Genomic DNA, 23392 nt, shown 5'->3' on the forward strand with positions numbered 1-23392 from the left:
CCTAGACGGGGCAGACCGGCCTCACCGCGGCCGCCAGAAGGGGTCGCGGCCGATGAAGCCGAGCATCCTGGTCTGGACGTCCGCGTCGCCGGGCACCTCGACCCGCGGGCCGTACTGGCCGGAGGAGCGCAGGACGTCCTCGATCGGCTCCATGCCGCTGAGGAGTTCCGCGCAGAACCCGGGGTCCAGCCGGTCGTCCTGGCCGGTGGCCCTGGCCAGGTCCCAGGTGTGCATGAACACGTCGGCGGTGTAGAACCGGTCGATCGCCTCGTCCAGCGGCACGGAGCCGATGTGCGGGTTGGCGAGCTTCCGCCGCGGCGTCTCCGGATCGTCCAGCACCGCCTGGACGCCGTCGCAGTGGACCTGCCATGCGGCGACCGGGTCCTCGTCCACCGACGGCCCGCGGGGCAGGTCGACGCCGGCGCCCGAGGCCAGGAAGGCGGGGAACCAGTCGGTCAGGTGGCGCACGACGTCGCGGGCGGTCCACCCGTCGACCGGGGACGGCGCGTCCCAGGACGCGGTGCCGCGGACCCGGTCGGTGAACCGCCCGGCGACCTGCCGGTGCCGCTCGGCGGGACGGTCAGACAGCGCCATCGGCGAGCATCCCGTCCAGCTTGGCGTACCCCTCGTTCACGCCGGTCTCCATGCCGCTGCGCAACCACGCGTCGCGGCCCTGGAAGCTGTCGACCAGCGACTGCGTCCGCAGCCGCGTACGGCCGTCGCCGAGGTCCTCGAACCACAGCGTCTCCAGCGCGACCGAGTCTGGCTCGCCCTCGAACGTGAACGTCTGCACGATGCGGTCGGGCCGCACCTCGTGGAAGCAGCCGTAGAACGCGTACTCCTCGCCGTCGCGCGACGCCACGTACCGCCAGCTGCCGCCGGTCCGCGCGTCCCAGTGCTCGATGCGGGTGGTCATGCCGTCGGGCCCCACCCACTGGGCGAACAGGTCCGGGTCGGTGTGCGCGCGGAGCAGCTGCTCGGGCTTCGCCGCGAACTCACGCGTCATCCGGATGACCGGCACGTCCGGGTCGGCTTCGATCCTCGTCTCGGGGTTCTTGCTCATCCTCTTCTCCTTCCATCCTCGCCAGGAGGGCGTCGAGGCGGCGATAGCGCTCCTCGACGCGGCGCCGGTGGCGCTCGATCCAGGCGTCCATCAGGTCCAGCGCCTCCGCCTCCAGGCGCACCGCCCGCGGCTGCGGCCCCGGCGGCCGGCTGACGAGCCCGGCGTCCTCCAGCACCCGCAGGTGCTTGTAGACGGCCTGCAGCGACATCTCGTACGGCTCGGCCAGCCGGCTCACCGTCGCGTCGCCCTCGGCGAGCCGCGCGACCATGTCGCGCCGGGTCGGATCCGCGAGGGCGGCGAACACCCGGGACAGCGCGTCCGTGGTCACCCTCCGCCTCACTTTCAACTTGTTGGTTGAAACCAGCGTAGGCAGCCGTCCCCGCACTGTCAACCATCAGGTTGAAAGTCCTGGTGGACGTGCTAGCAGCCATCCAGTGGCTGCTCTCCACGAAGCGAAGGCGCATGCGAACGGCCTGCCCCGTCAAGGCCGTGATCGCGCAGGCGGGCCCTATGCTCTTGCGGGTGACCGCTGACTACGATCTCGACGGGTTCGAGGGCCTGGACCCCTCGCTTCTGCCTCCGCGCCAGCAGCAGATCCTGGCCGCCATCCGGGACTGGGCGGTCAAGTACGGGTACGCGCCGAGCGCCCGGCAGATCGGCGACGCCGTCGGCCTGCGGTCCCCGTCGTCGGTGTCCAGGCACCTGGCCGGCCTGGAGGAGAAGGGGTTCCTGCGGCGCGGCGCCTCGACGGCCCGGCCGATCGACGTGCGGGCGTTCCTCCGCGAGCGCCCCGGAGCGGCGGGCGCCGGCGACTCGGTCGCCGTGCCCGTCGTCGGCGACATCGCCGCGGGCGCTCCCATCTCCGCCGAAGAGCACGTCGACGACGTGCTGTCGCTGCCCGCCGGGCTGACCGGGCGCGGCACCGTCTTCGCCCTGCGCGTCCGCGGCGACTCGATGATCGAGGCCGCGATCTGCGACGGCGACCTCGTGGTGGTCCGGCGGCAGCCCGAGGCGCACTCCGGCCAGATCGTCGCCGCGATGATCGACGGCGAGGCCACCGTCAAGGTGTTCCGCCGCCGCGGCGGCCACGTCCTCCTCGAACCCCGCAACCCGGCCTACGACGTCATCGACGGCGACCGCGCGGTCGTCCTCGGCATCGTCGTGGCCGTGCTCCGCCGCGTCTAGGACCCTGGCGGCGCCCGGAGACCCGGGCGCCGCGACCGCGGCGGGCGTCAGGGCAGGATCGCGTCCACGTAGCCGCCGTCCACTCGCAGGGCGCCGCCGGTCGTCGCGGACGCGTGGTCGGAGCTGAGGTAGACGACCATGTTCGCGATCTCCTCCGGTTCGATGAGCCGCTGGAGGAGGGAGTTGGGCCGGTGCTCGGCCATGAAGCGGCGCTGCGCCTCGTCCCAGGGGAGGTCGCCGCCGACGAGGTCGGCCACGAAGTCCTCGACGCCGCCGGTGTGGGTCGGGCCCGCCATGACCGTGTTGACCGTGACGCCCGTACCGGCGGCGGCCTTGGCGTAGCCGCGGGAGACGGCCAGCAGCGCGGTCTTCGACACGCCGTAGTGCACCATCTCCTCCGGGATCACCACGGCCGAGTCGCTGGCGATGAACTGCACCCGCCCCCAGCCCCGGTCGATCATCCCGGGCAGGTAGGTCCGCGCGAGGCGCACCCCGGACAGGACGTTGACCTCGAAGTACCGCCGCCACTCGGCGTCGTCGATCTCCAGCACCGGGCGCGGGCCGAAGATCCCGAGGTTGTTGACCAGGATGTCGACGTCCGGGACCTCGGCCGCGAGCGCCTCCGCGCCCTCGGCGGTGGCGAGGTCCGCGGCGACGCCCCGCAGGCGGGCGTCCGGCAGTTCCTTCCGGAGCGCCCGCAACGCCTCCTCGACGCCGGTCCCGGACCGGCCGTTGATCACCGTGGTGGCGCCGGCCCGCGCCAGGCCCGCGGCGATCGCGCGGCCGATGCCCTGCGTGGAGCCGCTGACGAAAGCGGTGCGCCCGCTGAGATCGATCTTCATACCGGCAATTGTGCCGCCCGCGCCCGCCTGACCCGGCCGGGGGGGTGGTGGGGAAGAGGTGACCGGACCGGTCAGGAATCGAGAAGCGCCGGCCGGCGGGCCGTGGCTAGCGTGACCGGCATGGACTTCACCATTCACTCCACCTTCCTGCCGCACGACGACCCGGACGCCTCCCTGGCCTTCTACCGCGACGAACTCGGGTTCGAGGTGCGCAACGACGTGGGGCAGGGCAAGATGCGCTGGATCACCGTCGGCCCGCCCGGGCAGCCCGGCACGTCCATCGTGCTGCACCCGCCGGTCGCCGACCCCGGCGTCACCGACGACGAGCGCCGCATGATCGCCGAGATGATGGCCAAGGGCACCTACGCCATGATCATCCTGGCGACCCCGGACCTCGACGGCGCCTTCGAGCGGCTGCAGGCCGGCGACGTCGAGATCGTCCAGGAGCCGGCCGAGCAGCCCTACGGCGTCCGCGACTGCGCCGTCCGCGACCCCGCGGGCAACATGATCCGCATCAACGAGGTGCGGGGGTAGCCCGCCCGTGCCCGCCCCGGCTCGGGCCGCGCCTCACAGCCGCCGGTCCGGTGGCGGCGGCGTGGCCCGGTGCAGCACCCACTCGGGCGGGTGGACGCCCTCGACGGCCAGTGCCGGATTCAGCAGCTTGAGACCGGAATCGGCCCCGGCGCGATCATGCCGCTAGGTTGGTCGCGTCCGGGGCATCGGGGCCCGTGGGCGCGAACAGCGAGGAGGAGCCGGATGGCGTGCCGGATCACGGAACTGGTGATCGATTGCCGGGACCCGGAGAAGCTCGCGCCTTTCTGGTGCGAGGTGCTCGGGTTCGTGGAACTCGACCGAGACGGGGAGGACATCGAGATCGGGCCCGCGGAAGGGTTCGGCGGGCTCCAGCCGACGCTCATTCTCAGCCGCAGCGAACACCCGACGCCCGGCAAGATGCGGCTCCATTTCGACGTCAACGCCACCGACCGGGACCAGGACGCGGAGCTGGAGCGGCTGCTGGCCCTCGGGGCGCGGCCGGCCGACGTCGGGCAGACGGGGGAGGAGAGCTGGGTCGTCCTGCAGGACCCGGAGGGCAACGAGTTCTGCCTGCTCCGCTCCCGGGTGGGCTGAGCCGGGGCCTGGTCACGGGTGCTCCAGGGCCACTCTCGGCAGGCGCCTGGCCAGGGGGCCGGGCAGCCACCAGGCGCGGCGGCCGAGCAGCTGCATGACGGCCGGGACGATCAGGCAGCGGATCACCACGGCGTCCAGGAGGACGGCCACGGCGAGGCCCAGGCCGAACTGCTGGAGCATGCGGTCGGGGCTCAGGACGAACGCCGCGAACACCACGATCATGATCGCGGCGGCCGCCGTGATCACCTTGCCGGTGGCGGCCAGGCCCTCGCGGACGGCGCGCGAGGCGTCCCGGGCGCGCTCCCATTCCTCGTGGATGCGGGAGACGAGGAACACCTCGTAGTCCATGGAGAGGCCGAACACGATCGCGAAGATCATCACGGGGATGAACGCCTCGATGGGGCCGCTCTGCGCGCCGAACCGGCCGTCCTGGAAGACCAGGGTGATCGCGCCCAGGGCCGCCGAGATCGACAGCAGGTTGAGCAGCGCGGCCTTGACCGGGATGAGCACCGAGCGGAACACCACCATCAGCAGCAGCGCCGACATGCCGACGACGATCGCGACGAAGAGCGGCATGCGGGAGGACACGGCGTCGGAGAAGTCCTGGGCGGCGGCGGTCGGGCCGCCGACCAGATACTCGGCGCCGGTCCGCGCCGAGAGGGACGGGAGCACGTCCTCGCGCAGCCGGTGGACGAGGTCGGCGGTCGCCTCGTCCTGCGGGGCGGTGGCCGGGTACGCCACGACGGCGGAGACCGCTCCGTCCCGCGACGGTATGGGGGGAGTCGCGGCGGCGACGCCCTCCGTCCGCGCCAGCTCCGTGCGGAGCGGGCCGGCGTCGCCCTTCGCGACGACGATCAGCGGGCCGTTGAAGCCGGGCCCGAACCCCTCGGCGAGGAGGTCGTACGCCTGGCGGCCGGTCGTGGACGGGGCGTCGTTGCCCGCGTCGGCGAAGCCGAGGCGCATGTGCAGCGCGGGCGCCGACAGCGCGAGCAGCGCGACGACGGCGGCGAGCAGCGCGGGCACGGGGCGGCGCTGGACGGCCGACGCCAGCCGGTGCCAGCGGGTCTCGCCCGGGCGGGCCTTCGCCGCCCGCCTGCGGACCTGGCGCTGGATCCGGCCGCCGAAGACGCCGAGCAGCGCGGGCAGCAGCGTCAGCGATGCCGCCATGGTGACCAGCACGGTCAGGGCCACCGCGAGCGCCACGCCCTGGAGGGAGCCGAGCCCGAGCGCGATGAGGCCGAGCAGCGCGATGATCACCGTGCAGCCGGCGAAGAAGACGGTGCGCCCGGCGGCGTCCAGGGCGCGCCGGGTGGCGGTGGCCGGGTCGGCGCCGCCGCGCAGCTCCTGCCGGTACCGGTAGAAGATCAGCAGCGCGTAGTCGACGCCGACGCCGAGCCCGATCAGCATCATGATCGGCGGGGTGAAGTCGGCGACGGTGAACACGTGCGAGGCCAGCGCGATCAGCCCGACCGCGCCGCCCACCGCGAACAGGGCGGTGCCGAGGGGGAGCGCGGCGGCGACGAGCGAGCCGAACAGCAGGACGAGGACGACCAGGGCCGCGAGCATGCCCGCGCCCTCGGCCGCGCCGCCCCCGCCTTCCTCGGCGCCGCGCACCGGGTCGCCGCCGAGTTCGATGCGCAGCCCGTCCCCGGCGGCGGCCTGCGCGGTCTCGATGATCGCGGTGACCCGGTCCGCGGGGACGTCCTCGGCGGCGCCGTCGAGCGTGACGGTGGCGTAGCCGATCGTGCCGGACGAGGAGACCGACAGCTCGCCGACGCCGGTGACGCCGGGCAGCCCGCGGACCCGGTCGAGCATCCGCCCGATGTCCGCGCGGTGCCCGTCCAGCCCCCGCGGGTCCGCGGCGACGATCTGGACGGTGGCCCCCGCCTGCCGGGAGCCGTGCTCGGTCATCAGGTCGGCGGCGGCCTGCGACTCGGTGCCGGGCAGCGAGAAGTCGTTGTGGTACGCGCTGCCTGCGGCCTGCGAGCCGACCGTGATCGCCGCGACGACCGCGACCCAGAGGACGAGCGCCGCCCAGCGGCGGCGCTGCGACCAGGCGGCCAGGCGGCCGAACCGGCCGGCGGACGGGATGGTCGGAGTGGTCACGTCAACCTCGGTTCTGGAGCCGGGCGCCGACGGCGGCGCCGAGGACGGCGGTCAGGACGGGTACGGCGATGAAGGCGGCGAGCAGCGCGGGGGTGCCGTCGACGTCGAGCGTCCGGTCGATCACGAAGGTGAAGAACGCACCGACCGTCTCGGTCAGCAGGAAGCCCGCGGCCCCGCCCACGACGAAGCCGATGAATGCGCCGGTGGGATTCATGCCTCCAGCGTCGGGAACCGGGACGCCCGCCGGCATCGGCCCGCGGTCGGCATCCGGGCCGCACCGGAAGTTGCGGTCCCGGCGGCGCGGCTACGACCCGGGTCGCATCCAGCGGGGGTTGACCATGCCCGACTCGTAGGCCAGGACGACCAGCTGGGCGCGGTCGCGCACGTCCAGCTTCGCCATGATGCGGCTCACGTGCGACTTGACGGTGGCGGGGCTCAGCACCAGCCGGGCGGCGATCTCGTCGTTGCTCTGCCCGGCGGCGACGAGCAGCATGACCTCGCGCTCCCGCTCGGTGAGGGCCTTCAGCCGGGGGCCGGGTTCGGGCGCCTCGACGCGCCCGGCGAACTCGCCGATGAGCCGCCGCGTCACCGACGGGGTGATCAGCGCGTCGCCGCGCGCCGCGACCCGCACCGCCTGGATCAGCTCGGCGGGCTCGGTGTCCTTCAGCAGGAAGCCGGTGGCGCCGGCGCGCAGCGCGCCGTACACGTACTCGTCCAGGTCGAACGTGGTGAGGATGACGACGCGGACGCCGTCCAGGCGCGGGTCGGCGGTGATCCGCCGGGCGGCCTCCAGGCCGTCCATCCGGGGCATCCGCACGTCGAGCAGCGCCACGTCGGGGCGCAGCTCGCGGCAGGCGGCCACGGCCTGCTCGCCGTCGGCGGCCTCGCCGGTCACCGCGATGTCGTCCTCGTCGTCGAGGATGGCGCGGAACCCCGCCCTGACCAGGCCCTGGTCGTCGGCCAGCAGCACCTCGATCATCGGCCCGCCGCCTCGTAGGGCAGCCGCGCCCGGACGACGAACCCGCCGTCCGGCCCGGGGCCCGCGGTCAGGTCCCCGCCGAGCGCCCGCGCCCGCTGCCGCATGCCGCGCACGCCGCTGCCCGGCGCGCCCCAGCCCTGCCCGGGGCCGTCGTCGGCGACCTCGATGCGCAGCTCGCCCGGCCCGTCCTCGACGCTGACGGTGACCTCCGCGTCGGGCGCGTGCCGCGACACGTTGGTCAGCGACTCCTGCACGATCCGGTAGGCGGCCAGCGCGACCTCGGTCGGCGGATCGGCGGCCCGCGCGACGCGGCCGTGCACGGTGAGCCCCGCCGACCGCGCGGACCCGATCAGCTCGCCGATCCCGTCCAGGCCGGGCGCGGGCGCGGTCGGCGCCTCCTCGCCGTCCTGCCGGAGCAGCCCGAGCGTCGCGCGGAGGTCGCGCAGCGCGTCCCGGCTCGACTCCTTGATCGCGGCGAGGGCGGCCTCGCCCCGCGCCGGGTCCCGGTGGAAGCGGTGCAGCGACGTCCCGGCCTGGACGTTGATGAGCGAGAGGTGGTGGCCGACGACGTCGTGCAGCTCGCGGGCGATGCGCAGCCGCTCCTCGCCGGCGGCGCGGCGCTCGGCCTCCCGCAGGTAGGCGAGGCGGCCGTGCCAGACCCGGCCGAGCGCGACCACCGCCACGACCCAGCCGGTCAGCATGAACAGGGCGACGGCGTTGACGTCGTCGTTGCCGAGCAGCGTCCCGCTGCCGGTCGCGATCACGGTCAGCGCGGCGAGGACGACGGCCGCGCTGAGCCTGCCGCACGCCGCGACCATGTACAGCGCGACGATGTGGGCGATCATCAGCCCGCCGTCGTTGACGCTGATGACGTAGTAGGCGCCGGTGGCCGCGAGGACGAAGGAGCCGACGGCCACGGGGAACCGCCGGGAGAAGTACAGCGCCCCGCACGCGAGGACGATCAGGGTCCAGCCGGCCGCCTTCGCCGTCCACGGCTCGGGGGCGGCGCCGATGAACGAGTTGAGGCTGCTGACCGCCACCACCAGCAGCACGCCGCCGGCCAGGGCCGCATCCCGGAACCGGCCGCGCGCCGGCAGGAGACCGCGGTGAGCACCCATGCGGCCAGGGTAGACGGACGGCCCCGCCGCGCCGTCCGCCGCGCGTCCGAGCATCGGGATCCGCGCCTGCAACTCCGGGTGTACGCGAGCGCCCTCCACCCGCGACCACGGGATGACGTGCGCGCGGCGCCGCGAGCGGGGGCCGGAGCGCGTGCGGGCATGGCGAGGCCGCCCGAGGGGGTCAGCCTTCGTAGGTGTGGACGAAGCGGGCCAGGAGGCGGGCGAACTCGGCGCGCTCCTCGTCCGTCCAGTCGCTCATGGCCTTGGCGAAGTGCTCCTGGCGGGTGCGGCGGGTGGCGTCGACGACGCGGCGGCCGGCGTCGGTGAGTTCGAGGGTGATGCGGCGGCCGTCCTCCTGGGAGGCGACGCGGCGGACGTAGCCGGACTTGACGGCCTCGGCGACGATGCGGCTGCCGCGCGAGGCGTCCACGCCGAGCCGGGCGGCGACCAGGCCGACGCTCATCTCCTCGCCGGGGCGGTCGGGGCCCTCGTCGATCACGTCCACCACGTGCAGGACCTGCACGTCGACGGGGAGGTTGTGCTCCCGGATCGCGGCCTTCCCGAGCCGCTGCCGCGACATGCCGCGGCGCAGCCGGACCATGCTCCGCTCGACCGAGTCGAGCGCCTCCTCGCCCATGGCGGCAAGTCTAGTTGCCTTGCGCGACTCATCTGCGTGCGCTTAGCATCTAAATGCGTAAAGCATATGAATGTGAGGTGCACATGGTTGCGACGACCGCGCCGATGGGCCGGCGCGAGCGGATCTGGGCGTTCGGCGGGCTGATGCTCGCCGGGCTGATGTCCTCGCTGGACGCGACGGTGCTGGGCACGGCGCTGCCCGCGATCGTCGGGGACCTCGGCGGGCTGGACCGCATCGCCTGGGTGTCGACGGCGTACGTGCTGGCCACCAGCGTCACCGTCCCGCTGTCGGGGCGCCTCGGCGACCTGTTCGGACGCCGGCCCGTCCTGCTGACCGGGCTGCTCGGGTTCCTGGCCGGATCGGCGGCGTGCGGGGCCGCCCCGAGCATGACCTGGCTGATCGTGTTCCGGGTGGTGCAGGGAGCCGCCGCCGGCTGCCTCATGAGCTCGATGTTCGCGCTGACCGGCGACCTGTTCGAGCCCCGCGAGCGCGCCAAGTACCAGGGGTACTCGGCGCTGATCTTCGCGGTGTCCAGCATCGCGGGCCCGCTGGTCGGCGGGTTCCTCACCGACCACGCCTCCTGGCGCTGGGTGTTCTACGTCAACATGCCGCTCGGCCTCGCGGCCACCGCCACGACGCTGGTCTTCCTGCGCCTGCCCAGGCCGGAGGGGCGGCCCCGGATCGACTACCTCGGCATCGTCCTGCTCGGCGCGGCCGTCACCTGCTTCACGCTGCTCACCAGCTGGGCCGGGACGCGCTACGCGTGGGACTCGCCGGTCGTGCTGTCGCTGGCCGCGGGCGCGGCGGTGCTGTCCGCCGTGTGGGTCCTCGCCGAGCGGACGGCCGCCGAGCCGGTCGTCCCGCCGCGGCTGTTCCTCGACCGCTCGTTCGGCGTCGCCTGCGCCGTCGCGGCCGTCGGCGGCGCCACCGGGTTCGGGCTCGCGACGTACCTGCCGATGTTCTTCCAGGTCGTCGGGGGAGTGGACGCGACCAGGTCCGGCCTGCTGCTCCTGCCGATGATGACCGCGCTCGTGGCCGCCGCCATGGGCGCGGGACGCCGCATCCACCGGACCGGCCGCTACCACCGGCTCCCGGCGGCGAGCATGGCGATCAGCATGGCGGGCGTCGCGCTGCTCGCGACGATGGACGCCGGCACGGGCCTGGCGGCCGCCGGCTGCTACATGGCCGTCCTCGGGTTCGGGGCCGGGCTGTCGCAGCAGGTCGTCATGCTGATCGCGCAGAACGCCGCGCCGCGGCGGGACCTGGGCGCGGCCAGTTCGGGCGTGTTCGCCGCGAGGATGCTCGGCACCGCCGCCGGGATGGCCGTCTTCGGCTCCATCGTGGCGAACCGGTTCGCCGAGGAGATCGTCCGCCGCCTCCCGGGCGGCGGCGTCCCCGCCTACTCCGACGCGGTCCGCCCCGAGGTCCTCGCCACCCTGCCCGGCCCCGTCCAGGACGCGGTCGCCGCCGCCTTCGCCGAAGCGTTCTCCGGCCTGTTCGTCGCGGCGCTGCCCGTCCTCGCGGCCGGTCTCGCGGCGGCGCTGCTCCTGCGGGACGTCCCCCTGGGGTCCCGGGGACGCTAGTCGTCGAGTGCGGCGTCGTGGACCAGGAGGGCGATCTGCACCCGGTTGTTCAGGTCCAGCTTCGTCAGCAGCCGCGACACGTACGCCTTGACGGTGGCGACGCTCAGCGACAGCTCCCCGCCGATCTCGCTGTTGGTCAGACCGCGTCCGACCAGGGCGGCCACCGCCCGCTCGCCGTCGCTGAGCCGGGCCAGCAGCTCGCGGGCGCGGTCGCGGCGCGGGTCGCCGCCGCTCGCGGCCAGGTAGGACATCATCTTGCGCAGCACCGCCGGGGACATCATCGGCTCGCCCGCGGCGACCCGCCGGATCGCGCCGACGATCTCCGGCGGCGGGGTGTGCTTCAGCAGGAACCCGCTCGCGCCCGCGCGCATCGCCCGCAGGATGTGGTCGTCGGTGTCGAACGTCGTCAGCACGATGATCTCGGGCGGGTCGCGGCGGGCGCGCAGCAGCTCGGTCGCCGCGAGCCCGTCCATCCTCGGCATGCGGATGTCCATCAGCACGACGTCGGGCCGGTGCCGGTTCACCGCCCCGACGACTTCGGCGCCGTCGGCGACGTCCGCGACCACCTCCAGGTCGCCGGCGTTCGCCAGCATCATCGACAGGCCGGCGCGGACGAGCGCGTCGTCGTCCACGATCAGCACCCGGACGGGGGAGGAGTCCATCCGCTCACCCTACGGCCGCTCAGCGCCGGGACAGGCGGCGCCCGCTGACCTCCAGCGCCGACAGCCGGAACCACTCGCCGCGCTCGTCGCCCGGCCACGGCTCGACCCGCGGGACCGCGGCCCGCTCCGCGGCCGACAGCCGGTGGGCGCCGCCGCGCAGCAGCACGCTCCAGCCCGTGCGCGCGGACTCGTCGAACCGGTCGGCCTGGAACGCCGCCCGGACCTCCCCGCCGGGCACGGACGTCAGCAGGCTGCGGGTCATCCGCCCGGTCGCCGACGTCCGGAAGATCACCGAGTCCCCGTCGACCGCGTAGTTCACCGGGATGACCGTCGGCCCCTCGCCGTCGTCGAACGCGACCCGGCCGACGACGCCGCCGGCGATGAGCCGCATGCACTCGGCGCGGTCGAGCTCTTCCAGGACGGGCCGGTCAGAGGAGTTCGCCATGCACATCACCCTTCCCGGCGGCCCCGTGGGCATGCGCGGTCCCCAGCGGGAGGCGGGCCCGCAGCCGGAACCGGCCGTCGGCGGTGGGGCCGTGCTCCAGCGTCCCGCCGAGCAGCGCGACCCGCTCGGCGAGCCCGACCAGCCCCGCGCCGGACCCCGGCAGCGGCGGCGCGGGCGCGCCGGGCGACAGCGCGTTGACGATCTCGATGTCCAGGTCGGACCCGGCGTCCAGCGACACCCGCACCGGGGCGCCCGGCGCGTGCTTGCGCGCGTTGGTCAGCCCCTCCTGGACGATCCGGTAGGCGTGCCGCCCGACGCGGGCCGGGACGCGGCCGGGGGAGGGCACGTTCTCCTCCAGCGTGATCCGCCCGCCGGCCCGCCGCGACTCCCGCACGAGCGCGGACACGTCCGCGAGCGTCGGCTGCGGGCGCTCCGGGTCCGCGCCGGGCGAGTCGTCGCGCAGCACGCCGATCACCTCGCGCAGGTCCTCCATGGCCTCGTAGGCGCACCGCCGGACGACCCCGGCGGCCTCGCGCTGGTCCGCCGGCGCGTCCGGGCGGAACTCCAGCGCCCCCGCGTGCACGGCCAGCAGCGAGATCCGGTGCGCGAGGACGTCGTGCATCTCCCGGGCGATCCGCTCGCGCTCCAGCAGCCGCGCCTCCTCGACCCGCAGCCGCTGCTCGGTCTCCGCGGCGCGGGCCCGCTCCTCCATCGAGGCGATCAGCTGCCGCCGCGACCTGACCAGCATGCCCGCCGTGATCAGCACCGCGTACATCAGCACGAAGACGACGGCGCCCTGCCGGAACTGGTGCAGCGGCGAGGTGATCCAGAACAGCGTGACGATGATCGCCAGGTTCGCGCCGGCGAGCGGCAGGACGACCCGCCAGGGGCGCAGCATCGCCAGCGAGTACACCGCGACCGCGGCGATGCCGAGCGCCGACGTGGCCGTCCACTGCGCGAACATCATCGTCACCGCGACGGCCACCGGGTGCCGCCGCCGGAACAGCAGCAGGAAGGCCAGCCAGACCGAGCCGATCGCGAGGTCCCGCGGCACCACGACCGGCACGTCGGGAGGCGGGTCCTCCTTCGTCCCCATCAGCAGCAGGAGGCCGAGCGCGCCCGCGGCCGCGGTCAGGCCCAGGTCGCCGAGCCATTCGCGCCGCGATCGCCGGAAGAGGTCCACGCGCCCAACGGTAGCCGCGCCGCCCGCGCGGGCCAGTGGCCGCAGGTCGAGAGCCCGCCGACTTTGGTCGGCATGCGGAAGGGCCGCGCGGAGTCCGCGCGGCCCTTCCGGGTCGGGGAATCAGCGGCGGCCCGGCAGGTGCCGGAACACCAGCGCCGCGGTGACGGCGATGGCGGCCGCGGTGACCAGGACGCCGAGCCCGGCGCCGTGCACGAACGCCTGGGCGGCGGTGTCGCGCAGGGCGGCGGCGGCCGGCGCGGGCAGGTGGCGGGCGATCCCGGCGGCGGCGCCGATCGACTCGCCCGCCGGCCCGTGCGCCATGTGGCCGGTGTAGGAGGTGGCGGCGATGCTGCCGACGACCGCGACGCCGAGGACGGTGCCGAGGTTGCGGGTGGCGTTGTTGACCGCCGAGCCGACCCCGGTCTTGGCGGGCGGCAGCGTCGACATGATCGACTGGGTGGCGGGCGCCATCGTCAGCCCGATCCCGGCGGACAGCACCATCGAGGCGACCATGTAGTGGACGTAGCCGGTGCCGCCGGACGCGGTGGCGAAGTAGCCGAGCCCCGCCGCGGCGGCCACCAGCCCGGCCGTCATCGAGGCGCGGATCCCGAAGCGGGCGGCGGCCCGGGTGCCGAGCGGGGACGCGACGGTCAGCGCGAGCGCGCCGGGCAGCGACCGGATCCCGGCCTCCAGCGGCGAGTAGCCGAGGACGAACTGGTAGATCTGGGTGAGCACGAACGTGCTGCCGGCCAGCCCGAAGAACAGCACCATCACCGACATCGCGGCGGCGGTGAACCGGCCGTCCCGGAACAGGTCCAGGTCCAGCATCGGGTGGCCGCCGCGGACCTGCGAGAACCCGAACACCGCGAGCAGGACGAGCGCGACCGCGAACCGCAGCAGCGTGGCCGCCGACGTCCAGCCGCCCTCCCCGGCCTGGATGACCGCGTAGGTGAGCGCGCCCAGCCCGGCGGCGGCGAGGGCGGCGCCGAGCACGTCGACGCGCGGGCGGTGCGGGGCGGACGAGGCGGGCACGAGGAACGGGCCGGCGGCGAGCGCGGCCGCGACGACCGGCAGGTTCACCGCGAAGATCGCGCTCCACGAGAAGTGCTGCAGCAGCCATCCGCCGGCGGTCGGGCCGATCGCGACGCCGAGGCCGCTGACCGCCGACCACAGGCCGATCGCCTTGGCCCGCTCGCGCGGGTCGGTGAACACCGCGGTCAGCAGCGCGAGCGTGGCGGGCATGATGAACGCCGCGCCGGCGCCCATGACCGCGCGGGCCGCGATCAGCTGCGCGGCGGTGGCCGACAGCGCCGCGCCCAGCGAGCCGGCGCCGAAGACCGCCATCCCGGCGGCGAGCGCGCGGTGCCGCCCGAACCGGTCGCCGAGGGTGCCGGCGGGAAGCAGCAAGGCGGCGAACACGAGGGTGTAGGAGTCGACGATCCAGGCCAGCGCGCCGGCTCCGGCGTGCAGCGAGGAGGCGAGGGTGGGGACCGCCACGTTCACGATCGTCGTGTCGACGACGATGACGAGCAGCGACAGGCAGAGCACGGCGAGGGTGTACCAGCGGCGCGGGTAGGGCATCGCGGCCTCCGCGGAGGGGGACGGGGCGCCGCCGCGGGCGGGGCCGGTGGTCCGGGGCGTGGTGGGTGTGGTGGTGGGCGAAGACATGTGAGGCTCCTTCGAGATTTGATTGATTGACCAATAAATAGATGGGCGAGAGGAGTCCCGCGTGGAGCGGGAGCGGGAGCGTCAGAGTGCGACGCTGACGTACTCGTCGGGCAGGTCCAGGACCATGCCCAGGTTGAGCAGGTTGCCGGCGGCCATGAACCGCGCCACCGTCGCGCGGTCGGCGCCGGTGCGCTCGGCGATGTGGTCGGAGACCTCCATGAAGCCGCGGCGCATGAACGAGCGGATCTCCGGGTCGGCGGAGGCGGCGTACCCCTGGAGCTGGCAGCGCCGCGCCTCCGTGCTCGGCTGCGTCCGCTGGAGGTTGCGGCTCACCGCGGCGAGCGTCTCCTCCGGGGTGTCGCGGACCTCCCAGGCCGCCGCGAACGAGTCCCGGATCTGCTCGCGGGCGCGCTGGAGGCAGGCGATGAAGAGGGCCTTCTTGTCGTCGAACAGTGCGTAGATGTAGGGCTGGGAGATGCCGGCGCGCTTGGCGATGTCGGCGGTCTTGGTGGCGTGGAGGCCGTACTCGGCGAACACCGCGATGCCGGCCTCGATCACCTGCTCGCGGCGCTCCTCCGAGGTGGTCCTGCGGGTTCCCTGTGCGGTCGTCATGGCTTCATTATTGATACACCAATCAGAACCTGTCAACCCCTCCCGCGGATTTCTCCCGCGAGCCGCGTCCCGGCATGTCGTTCCTTACTCCTCCCTGTTCAATTATTATTACATGTGGCACTGTTAGAAATGTGGCCGACCTGGAGGAGCGCCCGTGACCTACGTGATCGCCGAACCCTGCGTTGACGTCAAGGACCTGGCGTGCGTCGACGAGTGCCCGGTCGACTGCATCTACGAGGGGGCGCGGGCCCTGTACATCCACCCGGAGGAATGCGTCGACTGCGGCGCCTGCGAACCCGTGTGCCCCGTGGAGGCGATTTACTACGAGGACGATCTGCCGGACCGGTGGACGGCCTACACCCGGGCGAACGCGGAGTTCTTCGACGACCTCGGCTCGCCGGGCGGGGCCGGGAAACTCGGTCCGCTCGACCGAGACCATCCGCTGATCGCGGCCCAGCCGCCGGCGGGGGAGGGGTGACCCGCATGGCGACCGAACGTTCCCGCCGCCAGGAAGTCCTCGACATCCTGCGCGACGCCGATGCCCCGCTGGGCGTCGCGGAGGTCGCCGAGCGGCTCGGCGTGCACGCCAACACCGCCCGCTTCCACCTGGACGCGCTGACCGCCGAGGGCACCGTCGAACGGACCGCCGAGCAGCCGACCGGGCCGGGCCGCCCCCGGACCGTCTACACGCCGCGCCCCGGCATGGACCGCGGCGGCGCCCGCGGCTACCGGCTGCTCGCGCAGATCCTGCTCAGCCGGCTGGCCTCGGAGGGGCCCGCCGCCCGGGAGAGCGCGGCGCAGGCCGGCCGCGAGTGGGGCCGCTACCTCGTCGACCGGAAGCCGCCCTTCCAGCGGCTGTCCGGCGAGGCGGCGACCGAGCGGCTCACCGCGCTGCTGGACGACCTCGACTTCGCGCCCCGGCCCGACGGCGACCTCATCCGGCTGCGGCACTGCCCGTTCCTGGAGCTCGCCGAGGAGTACGGCCCGCTGGTCTGCGACGTGCACCTGGGCCTCATGCAGGGCGCGCTGAAGGAGCTGAACGCCCCCGTCGAGGCCGACCGGCTGGTGCCCTTCGCCGAACCCGGCGCCTGCCACGCGCACCTGCGCCACGACTGACGGTCAGCCGGTCTTGGCCACCGTCAGCAGGACCGCGGCGTCCTCCAGCGCCTCCAGGCTGTGCCGCTGGTCCGGGATGATCAGCAGGTCGCCGACCATCCCGTCCCAGTGGTGGTCCCCGGCCAGCAGCCGCACCCGCCCGTGCAGGACGTAGATGGTCGCCTCGCCGGGGTTCTCGTGCTCGGACAGCGACGTGCCCGCCGTGAGGGCCACGACCGTCTGGCGCAGGACGTGCTCATGCCCGCCGTACACGGTGTCGGCGCTGCGCCCGGTCGAGCCGGCGGCGGCGCGCTTCAGATTGTCCCGTACCTGTGCGTCCAACGAGAGCTTCTGCATGGCACCAAGTCTTCCCGTGATCGCCCCGCGCACACGGCCCGGGCTCGCGGAGCCCTGTCACCGGCCCCCGGTCACCGGAGCCCTGTCACCGGACCCCGGTCACCTGAGGCCGGTCACTTGAGGCCGGTCACTTGAGGGGCAGGCCCATCACCGGCTTGCCGGTGGCGCTGCCCTCCAGCCAGCCCTCCCAGGACTTCGCCCACGGCGTCGGGCCGTTGCCGAACTGGAGCTTGCGGGACGTGCCGGTCACCTTGACGATGTCGCCCCGGTTGGTGAAGTTGTAGAACCACTTGGCGTCCTCGGGTGAGGCGTTCACGCACCCGTGGCTGACGTTGTCGTTGCCCTGCGCGTCCGTCGACCACGGCGCCGAGTGGACGAACGTCCCGCTGTAGGTGAGGCGGACGTTCCACTTCGTGGGGATCCGGTACTCGCCGGGGTCGCCGGTGGTCGCGGAGTCCATGATGATGTCCTTCGCCTTCTCCTGGGCGATCATGGTTCCGCTGTAGCTGTCGTGGCCGGGCTTGCCGAGGCTGACCTTCATCGTCCGCACGGTCTTCCCGCCCTCGGTCACCGTCGCGCGGTGCTTCTTGGCGTCGATCGTGGTGATGTGCCGCGGCCCGACCGTGAAGGCGGCGCTGCGGTCCTTCATCCCGTAGACGCCCTCGCCGACCTTCAGGCCCGCCAGGTGCGCGATGACCTTCACCTTCTGCCCGGTCGGCCAGTAGTCGCGGGGCCGGAAGTCGACCTCCTTGTCGCTGATCCAGTACCAGGCGCCCTCGACCGGCTTGGACATGCGGACCTCAAGGGCCTGCTCCACGGCGATCTTCCCGGCCTTGGTGCTCACCGGCCGGGACAGCAGCAGCTGCACCGGCATGCCGACGCCGACGGTCTCGCCGTCCAGCGGCGACATGCCCGAGGTCAGCTTCTTCTTCGGCGTCAGCGTCGTGAACGTGGAGGTCGCGGTGACCTCCTTGCCGCCCTCGCCGGTGCCCTTGGCGGTGACGGTGTACGTCGTGGACGGGCGCAGCGTCCACGACGACTTCCACAACTTGCCGTCGGGCGCGAGCCTGCCTTCGGCCTTGGTGTTCTTCTTGCCGTAGGTCAAGGTCACGCTGGTCAGCCTGCCCTTGTCCGCCGTGACGGTGACGGGCTGGTCGGGCGCCGCCTCCCTCGTCCCGGTCGCGGGCGTGATCGCCAGCTTGACCGCGTCCGCGGCCTTGCCGCCGTCGCCGCCCTTGCCGCCGCCGTCGCCGCCGGACGAGCATCCCGCGACGGCGATGAGAACCGCCCCTGCGAGCGCCGCGCCCGCCGTCCCGGTCCGACCCTTGAGCACCTGAGAACTCCTCACGCTCGCCTGCTCGGCCCGCACTGCGGGTCATCCCCCGGTCAAGGGGTGCACAAGATAATCACGTGCTCAGGTTATGCGCGGTTCAGCGTGCGGCATGCGGATCCGGGGACACTCTTCAGTGTTCTCTCAGCCGGGCAACCTGGACGCGGCGGCCGTGTCCAGCAGGAACAGGGTCCGCTCCCGGCCGCGCGCGCCGGCGACCGGGGCCTTCTCCGGGTCCGCGTCCGCCGACAGGCCGAGGCGCACGGCCTCCGCCTTCGACTCGCCGGCCGCCAGCACCCACACCTCCCGCGCCGCGCGCAGCGACGGGAACGTCAGCGAGATCCGGGTCGGCGGCGGCTTGGGGGAGCCGTGCACGGCCACGACCGGGCGCTCGTCGTGCAGCGCCGGCATGCCCGGGAACAGCGAGGCGACGTGGGCGTCCGGGCCCACGCCGAGCATCAGCACGTCGAACGCCGGGACCGCGCCGCCGCCGGCGGCGAGCAGTTCGGCGGCGTAGCGCTCCGCCGCGGCCTCCGGGTCGTCGCCGTCCGGGCCGTCCGACGGGGCCATCGGGTGCACCCGCGCCGGGTCGGCGGGGACGTGGTCGAGCAGCGCCGCCCGCGCCCCGGTCTCGTTGCGCTCGGCGTCGCCGGCGGGGCGGAACCGCTCGTCGCCCCACCACACGTCCAGGCGGCCCCAGTCGATCGCGTCCCGCGCGGGCGCGGCGGCGAGCGCGGCCAGCACCGCCGTGCCGACGCCGCCGCCGGTCAGCACGACCGACGCCGAGCCGCGCGCCGCCTGGGCGTCGGCGATCGCGGTCACCAGCCGCGCCGCGGCGGCCGCGGCCAGCAGGTCCTGGTCGCGGTGGACGAGGACGGCCGGGGCGCTCACTCGCCCCCCTGCCGCTCGGCCGCGCCCCGCTCCTCCGCGTGCCGCCTGGCCGGCTCGGTCCGCGCCGCCTCGGGGCTCGCCGACACCGGGTCGTCCGCGACGCCCGGCGTGGCCGTGCCGTGCGCCAGGTCCTTGGCGAAACGGACGGCGGCGTCGTGGTAGACCTCGTCGGGGTCGAGCCGCCGCAGCTCCTCGGCGAGCAGCTCGGCCATCGGGCGGCGCAGCAGCGACACCTGCCGGTCGGGCTGGCCCGGCCGGCACAGCGTCGCGACCCGCCCGTCCGGGCGGTGGATCTGGATGTCGCCGCCGGTCGTCGTCAGCCGGACGCCGGTGATGCCCGGCCCCTCCGACACGGTCCGCTGGATCGGCACGCCCAGCCGGATCGACAGCCACGCCGCCAGCAGCTCCGCGCTCGGGCTGTCCGGCTCGGCCGTCACCTCGCCGGACACGATCTCCTCGTGGTGCTGGTCGAGCGCCGCCGCCAGCAGCGACCGCCACGACGTCAGCCGCGTCCAGGTGAAGTCGGTGTCGCCGGGCCGGTAGCCGTGGGCGAGCTGGGCGAGGGTGCCGAGCCGGTCGCGCGCCGCGTAGGAGTCGGTCACCCGGCGCTGCGCGAGCGCGCCCAGCGGGTCCTCCGCCGGCACCTTCGGCACCTTCCCGCCCGGCCACCACGTGACGACCGGCGTGTCCGGCATGAGCAGCGGGACGACGACGGAGTCGGCGTGCTCGGCGAGCGGCCCGTACATGCGCAGCAGCACCGTCTCGCCCGGGCCGGTCTCGCCCATGCGGATCTCGGCGTCCAGCCGCGACGAGCCGCCGCGCGGGTCGCGGGAGATCACGGTCAGCACCCGGCACGGGTGCTCGCGCGCCGCCTCCGTCGCGGCGCGGACCGCGTCGTACTGCGCCGACTCGTCGGTCACGATGATCAGGGTGAGCACCATGCCGACGGCGGGGCCGCCCATCAGGTGCCGGGACTGCGTCAGCGCGTCCTGGATCTTGCGGGTGGTGGTTCCGGTGAGATCGATGTTCATTAGAGCCGCCTCCAGGTGCGCCCGTCCCGCGCCATCAGCTCATCGGCGCTGGCGGGCCCGTAGCCGCCGGACTTGTACTGGTCGAGGCCGCTGCGGCTCGCCCAGTACTCGGTGATCGGGTCGAGGATCTTCCAGGACAGCTCGACCTCCTCCTGCCGGGGGAACAGCGGCGGGTCGCCGATCAGCACGTCCAGCAGCAGCCGCTCGTACGCCTCGGGGGAGGTCTCGGTGAACGACTCCCCGTAGGCGAAGTCCATGTTGACGTCGCGGATCTCCATCGAGGTGCCGGGCACCTTCGAGCCGAACCGGACGGTGATGCCCTCGTCCGGCTGCACCCGCATCACCAGCGCGTTCTGCCCGAGCTCCTCGGTGTCGGTCTGCGAGAACGGCAGGTGCGGCGCCTTCTGGAACACCATCGCGACCTCGGTCACCCGGCGGCTCAGCCGCTTGCCGGTGCGCAGGTAGAACGGGACGCCGGCCCAGCGGCGGTTCTCGATCTCCAGCTTGATCGCGGCGTAGGTCTCGGTGCGGGAGTCGGCCGGGATGCCGTCCTCCTCCAGGTAGCCCTTGACGTTCACGCCGCCCTGCCAGCCCGCCGCGTACTGCCCGCGCGCCGTGGACTCGGCGATGTTGCCGGGCACCCGCACCGACGAGAGGATCTTCGCCTTCTCGGCGCGGACGGCCTCCGCGCGGAACGAGGTGGGCTCCTCCATCGCGGTCAGCGCCAGCAGCTGCAGCAGGTGGTTCTGGATGACGTCGCGGGCGGCGCCGATGCCGTCGTAGTAGCCGGCCCGGCCGCCGATCCCGATGTCCTCGGCCATCGTGATCTGCACGTGGTCGACGAACGAGCGGTTCCAGATCGGCTCGAACATGGTGTTGGCGAACCGCAGCGCCAGGATGTTCTGCACCGTCTCCTTGCCGAGGTAGTGGTCGATCCGGAAGATCGACTCCTCGGGGAAGACGCGGTGCACGGTGTCGTTCAGCTCCACCGCCGTCTTCAGGTCGCTGCCGAACGGCTTCTCGATCACGACCCGGCGCCAGGAGCCGTCCTTGCGGTCGGCCAGGCCGCTGCGCTGCAGCTGCTCGACGACCTGCGGGAAGAACTTCGGCGGGATCGACAGGTAGAAGGCGTAGTTGCCGCCGGTGCCGCGGCTCTCGTCCAGCTCCTTGACCGCCATCGACAGCGCGTCGAACGCGCCCGGGTCGGAGAACTCGCCGGGCACGAAGTGCATGCCCTCCGACAGGTGCGTCCACACGTCCTCGCGGAACGGGGTCCGCGCGTGCGCCTTGACCGACTCGTAGGCGATCTGCCGGAAGTCCTCGTTCTCCCAGTCGCGGCGCGCGAAGCCCACCAGGGAGAAGCCCGGCGGCAGCAGCCCCCTGTTCGCCAGGTCGTAGATCGCCGGAAGCAGCTTCTTGCGGGACAGATCGCCGGTGACCCCGAACAGCACGAGCACGCACGGCCCGGCCACCCGCGGCAGGCGCTTGTCCCGCGGGTCGCGGAGCGGATTGGCTGGGTTGGTCACGTGGCCCCCTCTGATCGGACTGCGCCTTCTCGTCTCAGTACTGCAAGCATCCTGCCCCAACTCGCTTCGCGGACCCGAATTCCGGGCGTGAGCGGACGGCTCTCCCCGTCGTCCCCCAGGTATACGCGCGTGCCCGCTTGATCATTCCCCGAACGGGATCACGGCCTGCGCGCCCCCGCCACCGCGCGGACCGCCTCGGTCAGCCGCCCCGCTCCCTCGATCGGGTCGCGCAGGTGCAGCCGGATCACCGGCAGCCGCCGCTCGCGCAGCGCCCGCAGCTCGCCGAGGGCCCGCGCCAGCCGCAGCTGCGCCAGGCTGTAGGGGCGTCCGGGGACCGGGTGCCCGGCGAGCGCGTCGCCGGGCGCCGGGTCGCCGGTGATGATGAGGAACGCGCCGTTGCCGGGGCCGTCCTTGTGCACCGGGCCGGTCGCGTGCGGGTAGCCGGGCCCCGGCCCGTAGGCGACGGGGCGGCCCGACGCGCGGGCCAGCGACGGCGCCAGGTACCGGCCGGAGAAGTCGCCCGACAGGTACGTCATCACCGCCAGGTAGCCGTCGTTCGGCACGGAGGCGACCAGCCCGCCGAGGACGGTCTGCAGCTCCGCGCCGGGCGGCCACGGGAAGTCGGCGTGCACCTCGATGCCGTCCTCGACGTACACCGGCCGCTCCGCCGTCAGCGACCCCGCGGACGCCGTGCGCAGCAGCGTCGCCGCGTCGTCCTCCGCCTCCTGCACGACCGTGCTGCCCGCCTCGAACGGGTTCACGCCGAGCAGCCACCCGGCGACCGCCGTCGCGTACTCCCACAGCAGGAACTGCGCGCCGAGCGGCGCCCACACCGAGGTGTCGGAGTCGTCCCGCGCCGCCGACCCGGGGTTGATCGACACGCCGTGCACGTCGGGGAAGTCGCCGCGCCCGCCGGGCGGCTCGAACGCCAGCACGCCGCGGCCCCGCTTGCCGGTGCCGACCGCGAGCAGCTGGCCGATCCACGCGCTCAGCGCGCCCGGCCCGCCCGGCTCGCGCAGCAGCACCTTGTCGCGGGCGAGGCCGCCCGGCTCCTGCTGCGCGCAGCCGCCGATGACCGCGCCGAGCAGCAGGCCCGGGTTGTCCTCGTCCTTCGACAGCGACGGCACCAGCGACGCCGCCTCGTCCAGCAGCCGGTCGGCGTCCGCGCCCGCCAGCACCGCCGGGACGAGCCCGTACGCCGACAGCGCGCCGTAGTGCCCCGGCAGGTAGGGGTCGGTGAGCCCGATCCGGTAGCCGCACTGCCGGGCGAAGTCGTGCAGCGGGCTGCCGTGGTCGGTGATGACCAGGAACCGGCCCGCGATCTCCCGCTCCGACAGGCCCCGCTCCCGGAACGCCTCGGCGAAGATCCGCCGGTAGGCGTCGCCCTCCAGGGACACGCCCGCCTTGCTGGCCAGCACCACGAGCGTCCGGTCGAGCCGCTCCAGCGCGAACGCCAGCGCGGCCGTGTCGCCGCCGTCCAGCACGGTCAGCTCGCCGGTCGTCCGCTCCGGCCCGGCCTCCGCGCCGCCGCCGGCGCCGCCGGCCGCGCCGCCCGTAGCGGCGAGCGCCGGCGCGTGCGCCTCCATGATCGCCTGCGCGGCGAGGCTCTCCGCCCCGACGCCGATCAGCACGATGTGGTCGAGGCCGGACTGGCGCGCCTCGGCGACCAGCCCGTGCACCTGGTTCAGCAGCCCGCGGGAGGCGAACGGCAGGTCGAGCCAGCCGAGCCGGCTGTGGTCCACCGCGCGCCGGCCCCACAGCCGCGGGTCCTTGGCGGCCAGCGCGCCGGGGACGCCGCAGCTCACGAGGTAGTCCCTCGCCCGCAGCGCCGAGTCCAGCACGTCGCCGCGCGTCAATACGTCGAATCCGGACACCGTTCCCTCCTGCCCCCCATCGTTTCAGGAGAGAACGGGCATTCGCGACCATCTCCATTGATCTTCTTTGGTCGCGT

Annotated in this window: 26 protein-coding genes; 6 read left to right on the forward strand and 20 right to left on the reverse strand. The window is 74.0% G+C overall.

What is annotated here, in order from left to right:
* Positions 1-21: 21 nt before the first annotated feature.
* The 3 genes from ACIWVC_RS17740 to ACIWVC_RS17750 are packed head-to-tail and all read right to left on the reverse strand — an operon-like array spanning position 22 to position 1391.
* Positions 22-594, reverse strand: coding sequence for a TIGR03086 family metal-binding protein (locus ACIWVC_RS17740; protein WP_396448775.1), 573 nt, complete (start codon positions 592-594; stop codon positions 22-24).
* A complete protein-coding gene (locus ACIWVC_RS17745; RefSeq protein ID WP_396448774.1) occupies positions 581-1063 on the reverse strand; it encodes an SRPBCC family protein in 483 nt (160 codons plus the stop codon). Before ACIWVC_RS17745 ends, ACIWVC_RS17740 begins: the two co-directional genes overlap by 14 nt.
* A complete protein-coding gene (locus ACIWVC_RS17750) occupies positions 996-1391 on the reverse strand; it encodes an ArsR/SmtB family transcription factor (RefSeq protein WP_396448773.1) in 396 nt (131 codons plus the stop codon). The genes ACIWVC_RS17745 and ACIWVC_RS17750 overlap by 68 nt, the downstream gene beginning before the upstream one ends.
* Positions 1392-1585: 194 nt before the next feature.
* Here ACIWVC_RS17750 and lexA point away from each other — a divergent pair, with 194 nt between their 5' ends.
* On the forward strand, positions 1586-2248 hold the full coding sequence (gene lexA / locus ACIWVC_RS17755) for a transcriptional repressor LexA (protein ID WP_396448772.1): 663 nt from the start codon (positions 1586-1588) through the stop codon (positions 2246-2248).
* A gap of 47 nt (positions 2249-2295) precedes the next feature.
* Here the strand turns inward: lexA and ACIWVC_RS17760 are convergent, their stop codons facing one another.
* Entirely contained in the window at positions 2296-3090 is a 795-nt protein-coding gene (locus tag ACIWVC_RS17760) for an SDR family NAD(P)-dependent oxidoreductase (protein WP_396448771.1), read from the reverse strand.
* Between the two features lie 120 nt (positions 3091-3210).
* Here ACIWVC_RS17760 and ACIWVC_RS17765 point away from each other — a divergent pair, with 120 nt between their 5' ends.
* Together ACIWVC_RS17765 and ACIWVC_RS17770 are read left to right on the forward strand one after the other, a co-directional pair.
* Positions 3211-3624: a VOC family protein gene (locus tag ACIWVC_RS17765; RefSeq protein WP_396448770.1), complete on the forward strand. Its 414-nt coding sequence runs from the start codon at positions 3211-3213 to the stop codon at positions 3622-3624.
* A 222-nt stretch (positions 3625-3846) separates the two neighbouring features.
* Positions 3847-4218: a VOC family protein gene (locus tag ACIWVC_RS17770; protein ID WP_396454342.1), complete on the forward strand. Its 372-nt coding sequence runs from the start codon at positions 3847-3849 to the stop codon at positions 4216-4218.
* Between the two features lie 12 nt (positions 4219-4230).
* Here the strand turns inward: ACIWVC_RS17770 and ACIWVC_RS17775 are convergent, their stop codons facing one another.
* From ACIWVC_RS17775 to ACIWVC_RS17795, 5 genes are all read right to left on the reverse strand, one after another.
* The gene (locus ACIWVC_RS17775) at positions 4231-6324 is read right to left on the reverse strand and encodes an MMPL family transporter (RefSeq protein ID WP_396454343.1); all 2094 of its coding nucleotides are present in this window, start codon (positions 6322-6324) and stop codon (positions 4231-4233) included.
* A gap of 1 nt (position 6325) precedes the next feature.
* Positions 6326-6538, reverse strand: coding sequence for a hypothetical protein (locus ACIWVC_RS17780; protein WP_396448767.1), 213 nt, complete (start codon positions 6536-6538; stop codon positions 6326-6328).
* A 90-nt stretch (positions 6539-6628) separates the two neighbouring features.
* Positions 6629-7303 carry a response regulator gene (locus ACIWVC_RS17785; RefSeq protein ID WP_396448766.1) on the reverse strand — a complete coding sequence of 225 codons (675 nt, stop codon included), beginning with the start codon at positions 7301-7303 and terminating at the stop codon, positions 6629-6631.
* Complete coding sequence (locus tag ACIWVC_RS17790; RefSeq protein WP_396448765.1) at positions 7300-8421, reverse strand: sensor histidine kinase; 1122 nt, start codon at positions 8419-8421, stop codon at positions 7300-7302. Before ACIWVC_RS17790 ends, ACIWVC_RS17785 begins: the two co-directional genes overlap by 4 nt.
* A 181-nt stretch (positions 8422-8602) precedes the next feature.
* Positions 8603-9058 carry a MarR family winged helix-turn-helix transcriptional regulator gene (locus ACIWVC_RS17795; protein WP_396448764.1) on the reverse strand — a complete coding sequence of 152 codons (456 nt, stop codon included), beginning with the start codon at positions 9056-9058 and terminating at the stop codon, positions 8603-8605.
* Between the two features lie 83 nt (positions 9059-9141).
* Here ACIWVC_RS17795 and ACIWVC_RS17800 point away from each other — a divergent pair, with 83 nt between their 5' ends.
* Positions 9142-10641, forward strand: a complete 1500-nt coding sequence (locus tag ACIWVC_RS17800) for an MDR family MFS transporter (protein WP_396454344.1) — start codon at positions 9142-9144, stop codon at positions 10639-10641.
* On the opposite strand, the gene ACIWVC_RS17805 is transcribed toward ACIWVC_RS17800, so the two are convergent.
* From ACIWVC_RS17805 to ACIWVC_RS17825, 5 genes are all read right to left on the reverse strand, one after another.
* Complete coding sequence (locus ACIWVC_RS17805; RefSeq protein WP_396454345.1) at positions 10638-11303, reverse strand: response regulator; 666 nt, start codon at positions 11301-11303, stop codon at positions 10638-10640. The genes ACIWVC_RS17800 and ACIWVC_RS17805 overlap by 4 nt on opposite strands.
* Before the next feature lie 19 nt (positions 11304-11322).
* Positions 11323-11748: a pyridoxamine 5'-phosphate oxidase family protein gene (locus ACIWVC_RS17810; protein WP_396448761.1), complete on the reverse strand. Its 426-nt coding sequence runs from the start codon at positions 11746-11748 to the stop codon at positions 11323-11325.
* Entirely contained in the window at positions 11732-12931 is a 1200-nt protein-coding gene (locus ACIWVC_RS17815; RefSeq protein WP_396448760.1) for a sensor histidine kinase, read from the reverse strand. Before ACIWVC_RS17815 ends, ACIWVC_RS17810 begins: the two co-directional genes overlap by 17 nt.
* A 120-nt stretch (positions 12932-13051) precedes the next feature.
* Positions 13052-14599 carry a DHA2 family efflux MFS transporter permease subunit gene (locus tag ACIWVC_RS17820; RefSeq protein ID WP_396448759.1) on the reverse strand — a complete coding sequence of 516 codons (1548 nt, stop codon included), beginning with the start codon at positions 14597-14599 and terminating at the stop codon, positions 13052-13054.
* Between the two features lie 81 nt (positions 14600-14680).
* Entirely contained in the window at positions 14681-15211 is a 531-nt protein-coding gene (locus ACIWVC_RS17825) for a TetR/AcrR family transcriptional regulator (protein ID WP_396448758.1), read from the reverse strand.
* A 154-nt stretch (positions 15212-15365) separates the two neighbouring features.
* Here ACIWVC_RS17825 and fdxA point away from each other — a divergent pair, with 154 nt between their 5' ends.
* Positions 15366-15689, forward strand: a complete 324-nt coding sequence (fdxA, locus tag ACIWVC_RS17830; RefSeq protein ID WP_396448757.1) for a ferredoxin — start codon at positions 15366-15368, stop codon at positions 15687-15689.
* Between the two features lie 5 nt (positions 15690-15694).
* Positions 15695-16327 carry a helix-turn-helix transcriptional regulator gene (locus ACIWVC_RS17835; protein ID WP_396448756.1) on the forward strand — a complete coding sequence of 211 codons (633 nt, stop codon included), beginning with the start codon at positions 15695-15697 and terminating at the stop codon, positions 16325-16327.
* 3 nt (positions 16328-16330) lie between these two features.
* On the opposite strand, the gene ACIWVC_RS17840 is transcribed toward ACIWVC_RS17835, so the two are convergent.
* The 6 genes from ACIWVC_RS17840 to ACIWVC_RS17865 all read right to left on the reverse strand — a co-directional run bounded on the left by ACIWVC_RS17840 (position 16331) and on the right by ACIWVC_RS17865 (position 23315).
* Positions 16331-16663: a cupin domain-containing protein gene (locus ACIWVC_RS17840; RefSeq protein WP_396448755.1), complete on the reverse strand. Its 333-nt coding sequence runs from the start codon at positions 16661-16663 to the stop codon at positions 16331-16333.
* A 127-nt stretch (positions 16664-16790) separates the two neighbouring features.
* On the reverse strand, positions 16791-17996 hold the full coding sequence (locus tag ACIWVC_RS17845; RefSeq protein WP_396448754.1) for an Ig-like domain-containing protein: 1206 nt from the start codon (positions 17994-17996) through the stop codon (positions 16791-16793).
* Between the two features lie 141 nt (positions 17997-18137).
* On the reverse strand, positions 18138-18884 hold the full coding sequence (gene pgl, locus ACIWVC_RS17850) for a 6-phosphogluconolactonase (protein WP_396448753.1): 747 nt from the start codon (positions 18882-18884) through the stop codon (positions 18138-18140).
* Positions 18881-19915 carry a glucose-6-phosphate dehydrogenase assembly protein OpcA gene (locus ACIWVC_RS17855; RefSeq protein WP_396454346.1) on the reverse strand — a complete coding sequence of 345 codons (1035 nt, stop codon included), beginning with the start codon at positions 19913-19915 and terminating at the stop codon, positions 18881-18883. Before ACIWVC_RS17855 ends, pgl begins: the two co-directional genes overlap by 4 nt.
* The gene (gene zwf / locus ACIWVC_RS17860) at positions 19915-21441 is read right to left on the reverse strand and encodes a glucose-6-phosphate dehydrogenase (protein ID WP_396448751.1); all 1527 of its coding nucleotides are present in this window, start codon (positions 21439-21441) and stop codon (positions 19915-19917) included. The genes ACIWVC_RS17855 and zwf overlap by 1 nt, the downstream gene beginning before the upstream one ends.
* Positions 21442-21599: 158 nt before the next feature.
* Positions 21600-23315 (reverse strand): phosphoheptose isomerase, encoded by a 1716-nt coding sequence (locus tag ACIWVC_RS17865; RefSeq protein WP_396448749.1) that lies wholly within the window; start codon positions 23313-23315, stop codon positions 21600-21602.
* Positions 23316-23392 lie beyond the last annotated feature (77 nt).

Source organism: Actinomadura sp., assembly GCF_044508335.1.
Lineage (GTDB): Bacteria > Actinomycetota > Actinomycetes > Streptosporangiales > Streptosporangiaceae > Spirillospora.

Coding starts and splice junctions, on each gene's coding strand:
- ACIWVC_RS17740 (WP_396448775.1), bottom strand. CDS start 594: ATGGCGCTGTCTGACCGTCCCGCCGAGCGGCACCGGCAGGTCGCCGGG.
- ACIWVC_RS17745 (WP_396448774.1), bottom strand. CDS start 1,063: ATGAGCAAGAACCCCGAGACGAGGATCGAAGCCGACCCGGACGTGCCG.
- ACIWVC_RS17760 (WP_396448771.1), bottom strand. CDS start 3,090: ATGAAGATCGATCTCAGCGGGCGCACCGCTTTCGTCAGCGGCTCCACG.
- ACIWVC_RS17765 (WP_396448770.1), top strand. CDS start 3,211: ATGGACTTCACCATTCACTCCACCTTCCTGCCGCACGACGACCCGGAC.
- ACIWVC_RS17770 (WP_396454342.1), top strand. CDS start 3,847: ATGGCGTGCCGGATCACGGAACTGGTGATCGATTGCCGGGACCCGGAG.
- ACIWVC_RS17780 (WP_396448767.1), bottom strand. CDS start 6,538: ATGAATCCCACCGGCGCATTCATCGGCTTCGTCGTGGGCGGGGCCGCG.
- ACIWVC_RS17785 (WP_396448766.1), bottom strand. CDS start 7,303: ATGATCGAGGTGCTGCTGGCCGACGACCAGGGCCTGGTCAGGGCGGGG.
- ACIWVC_RS17790 (WP_396448765.1), bottom strand. CDS start 8,421: ATGGGTGCTCACCGCGGTCTCCTGCCGGCGCGCGGCCGGTTCCGGGAT.
- ACIWVC_RS17795 (WP_396448764.1), bottom strand. CDS start 9,058: ATGGGCGAGGAGGCGCTCGACTCGGTCGAGCGGAGCATGGTCCGGCTG.
- ACIWVC_RS17800 (WP_396454344.1), top strand. CDS start 9,142: ATGGTTGCGACGACCGCGCCGATGGGCCGGCGCGAGCGGATCTGGGCG.
- ACIWVC_RS17805 (WP_396454345.1), bottom strand. CDS start 11,303: ATGGACTCCTCCCCCGTCCGGGTGCTGATCGTGGACGACGACGCGCTC.
- ACIWVC_RS17810 (WP_396448761.1), bottom strand. CDS start 11,748: ATGGCGAACTCCTCTGACCGGCCCGTCCTGGAAGAGCTCGACCGCGCC.
- ACIWVC_RS17820 (WP_396448759.1), bottom strand. CDS start 14,599: ATGTCTTCGCCCACCACCACACCCACCACGCCCCGGACCACCGGCCCC.
- ACIWVC_RS17825 (WP_396448758.1), bottom strand. CDS start 15,211: ATGACGACCGCACAGGGAACCCGCAGGACCACCTCGGAGGAGCGCCGC.
- ACIWVC_RS17835 (WP_396448756.1), top strand. CDS start 15,695: ATGGCGACCGAACGTTCCCGCCGCCAGGAAGTCCTCGACATCCTGCGC.
- ACIWVC_RS17840 (WP_396448755.1), bottom strand. CDS start 16,663: ATGCAGAAGCTCTCGTTGGACGCACAGGTACGGGACAATCTGAAGCGC.
- ACIWVC_RS17855 (WP_396454346.1), bottom strand. CDS start 19,915: ATGAACATCGATCTCACCGGAACCACCACCCGCAAGATCCAGGACGCG.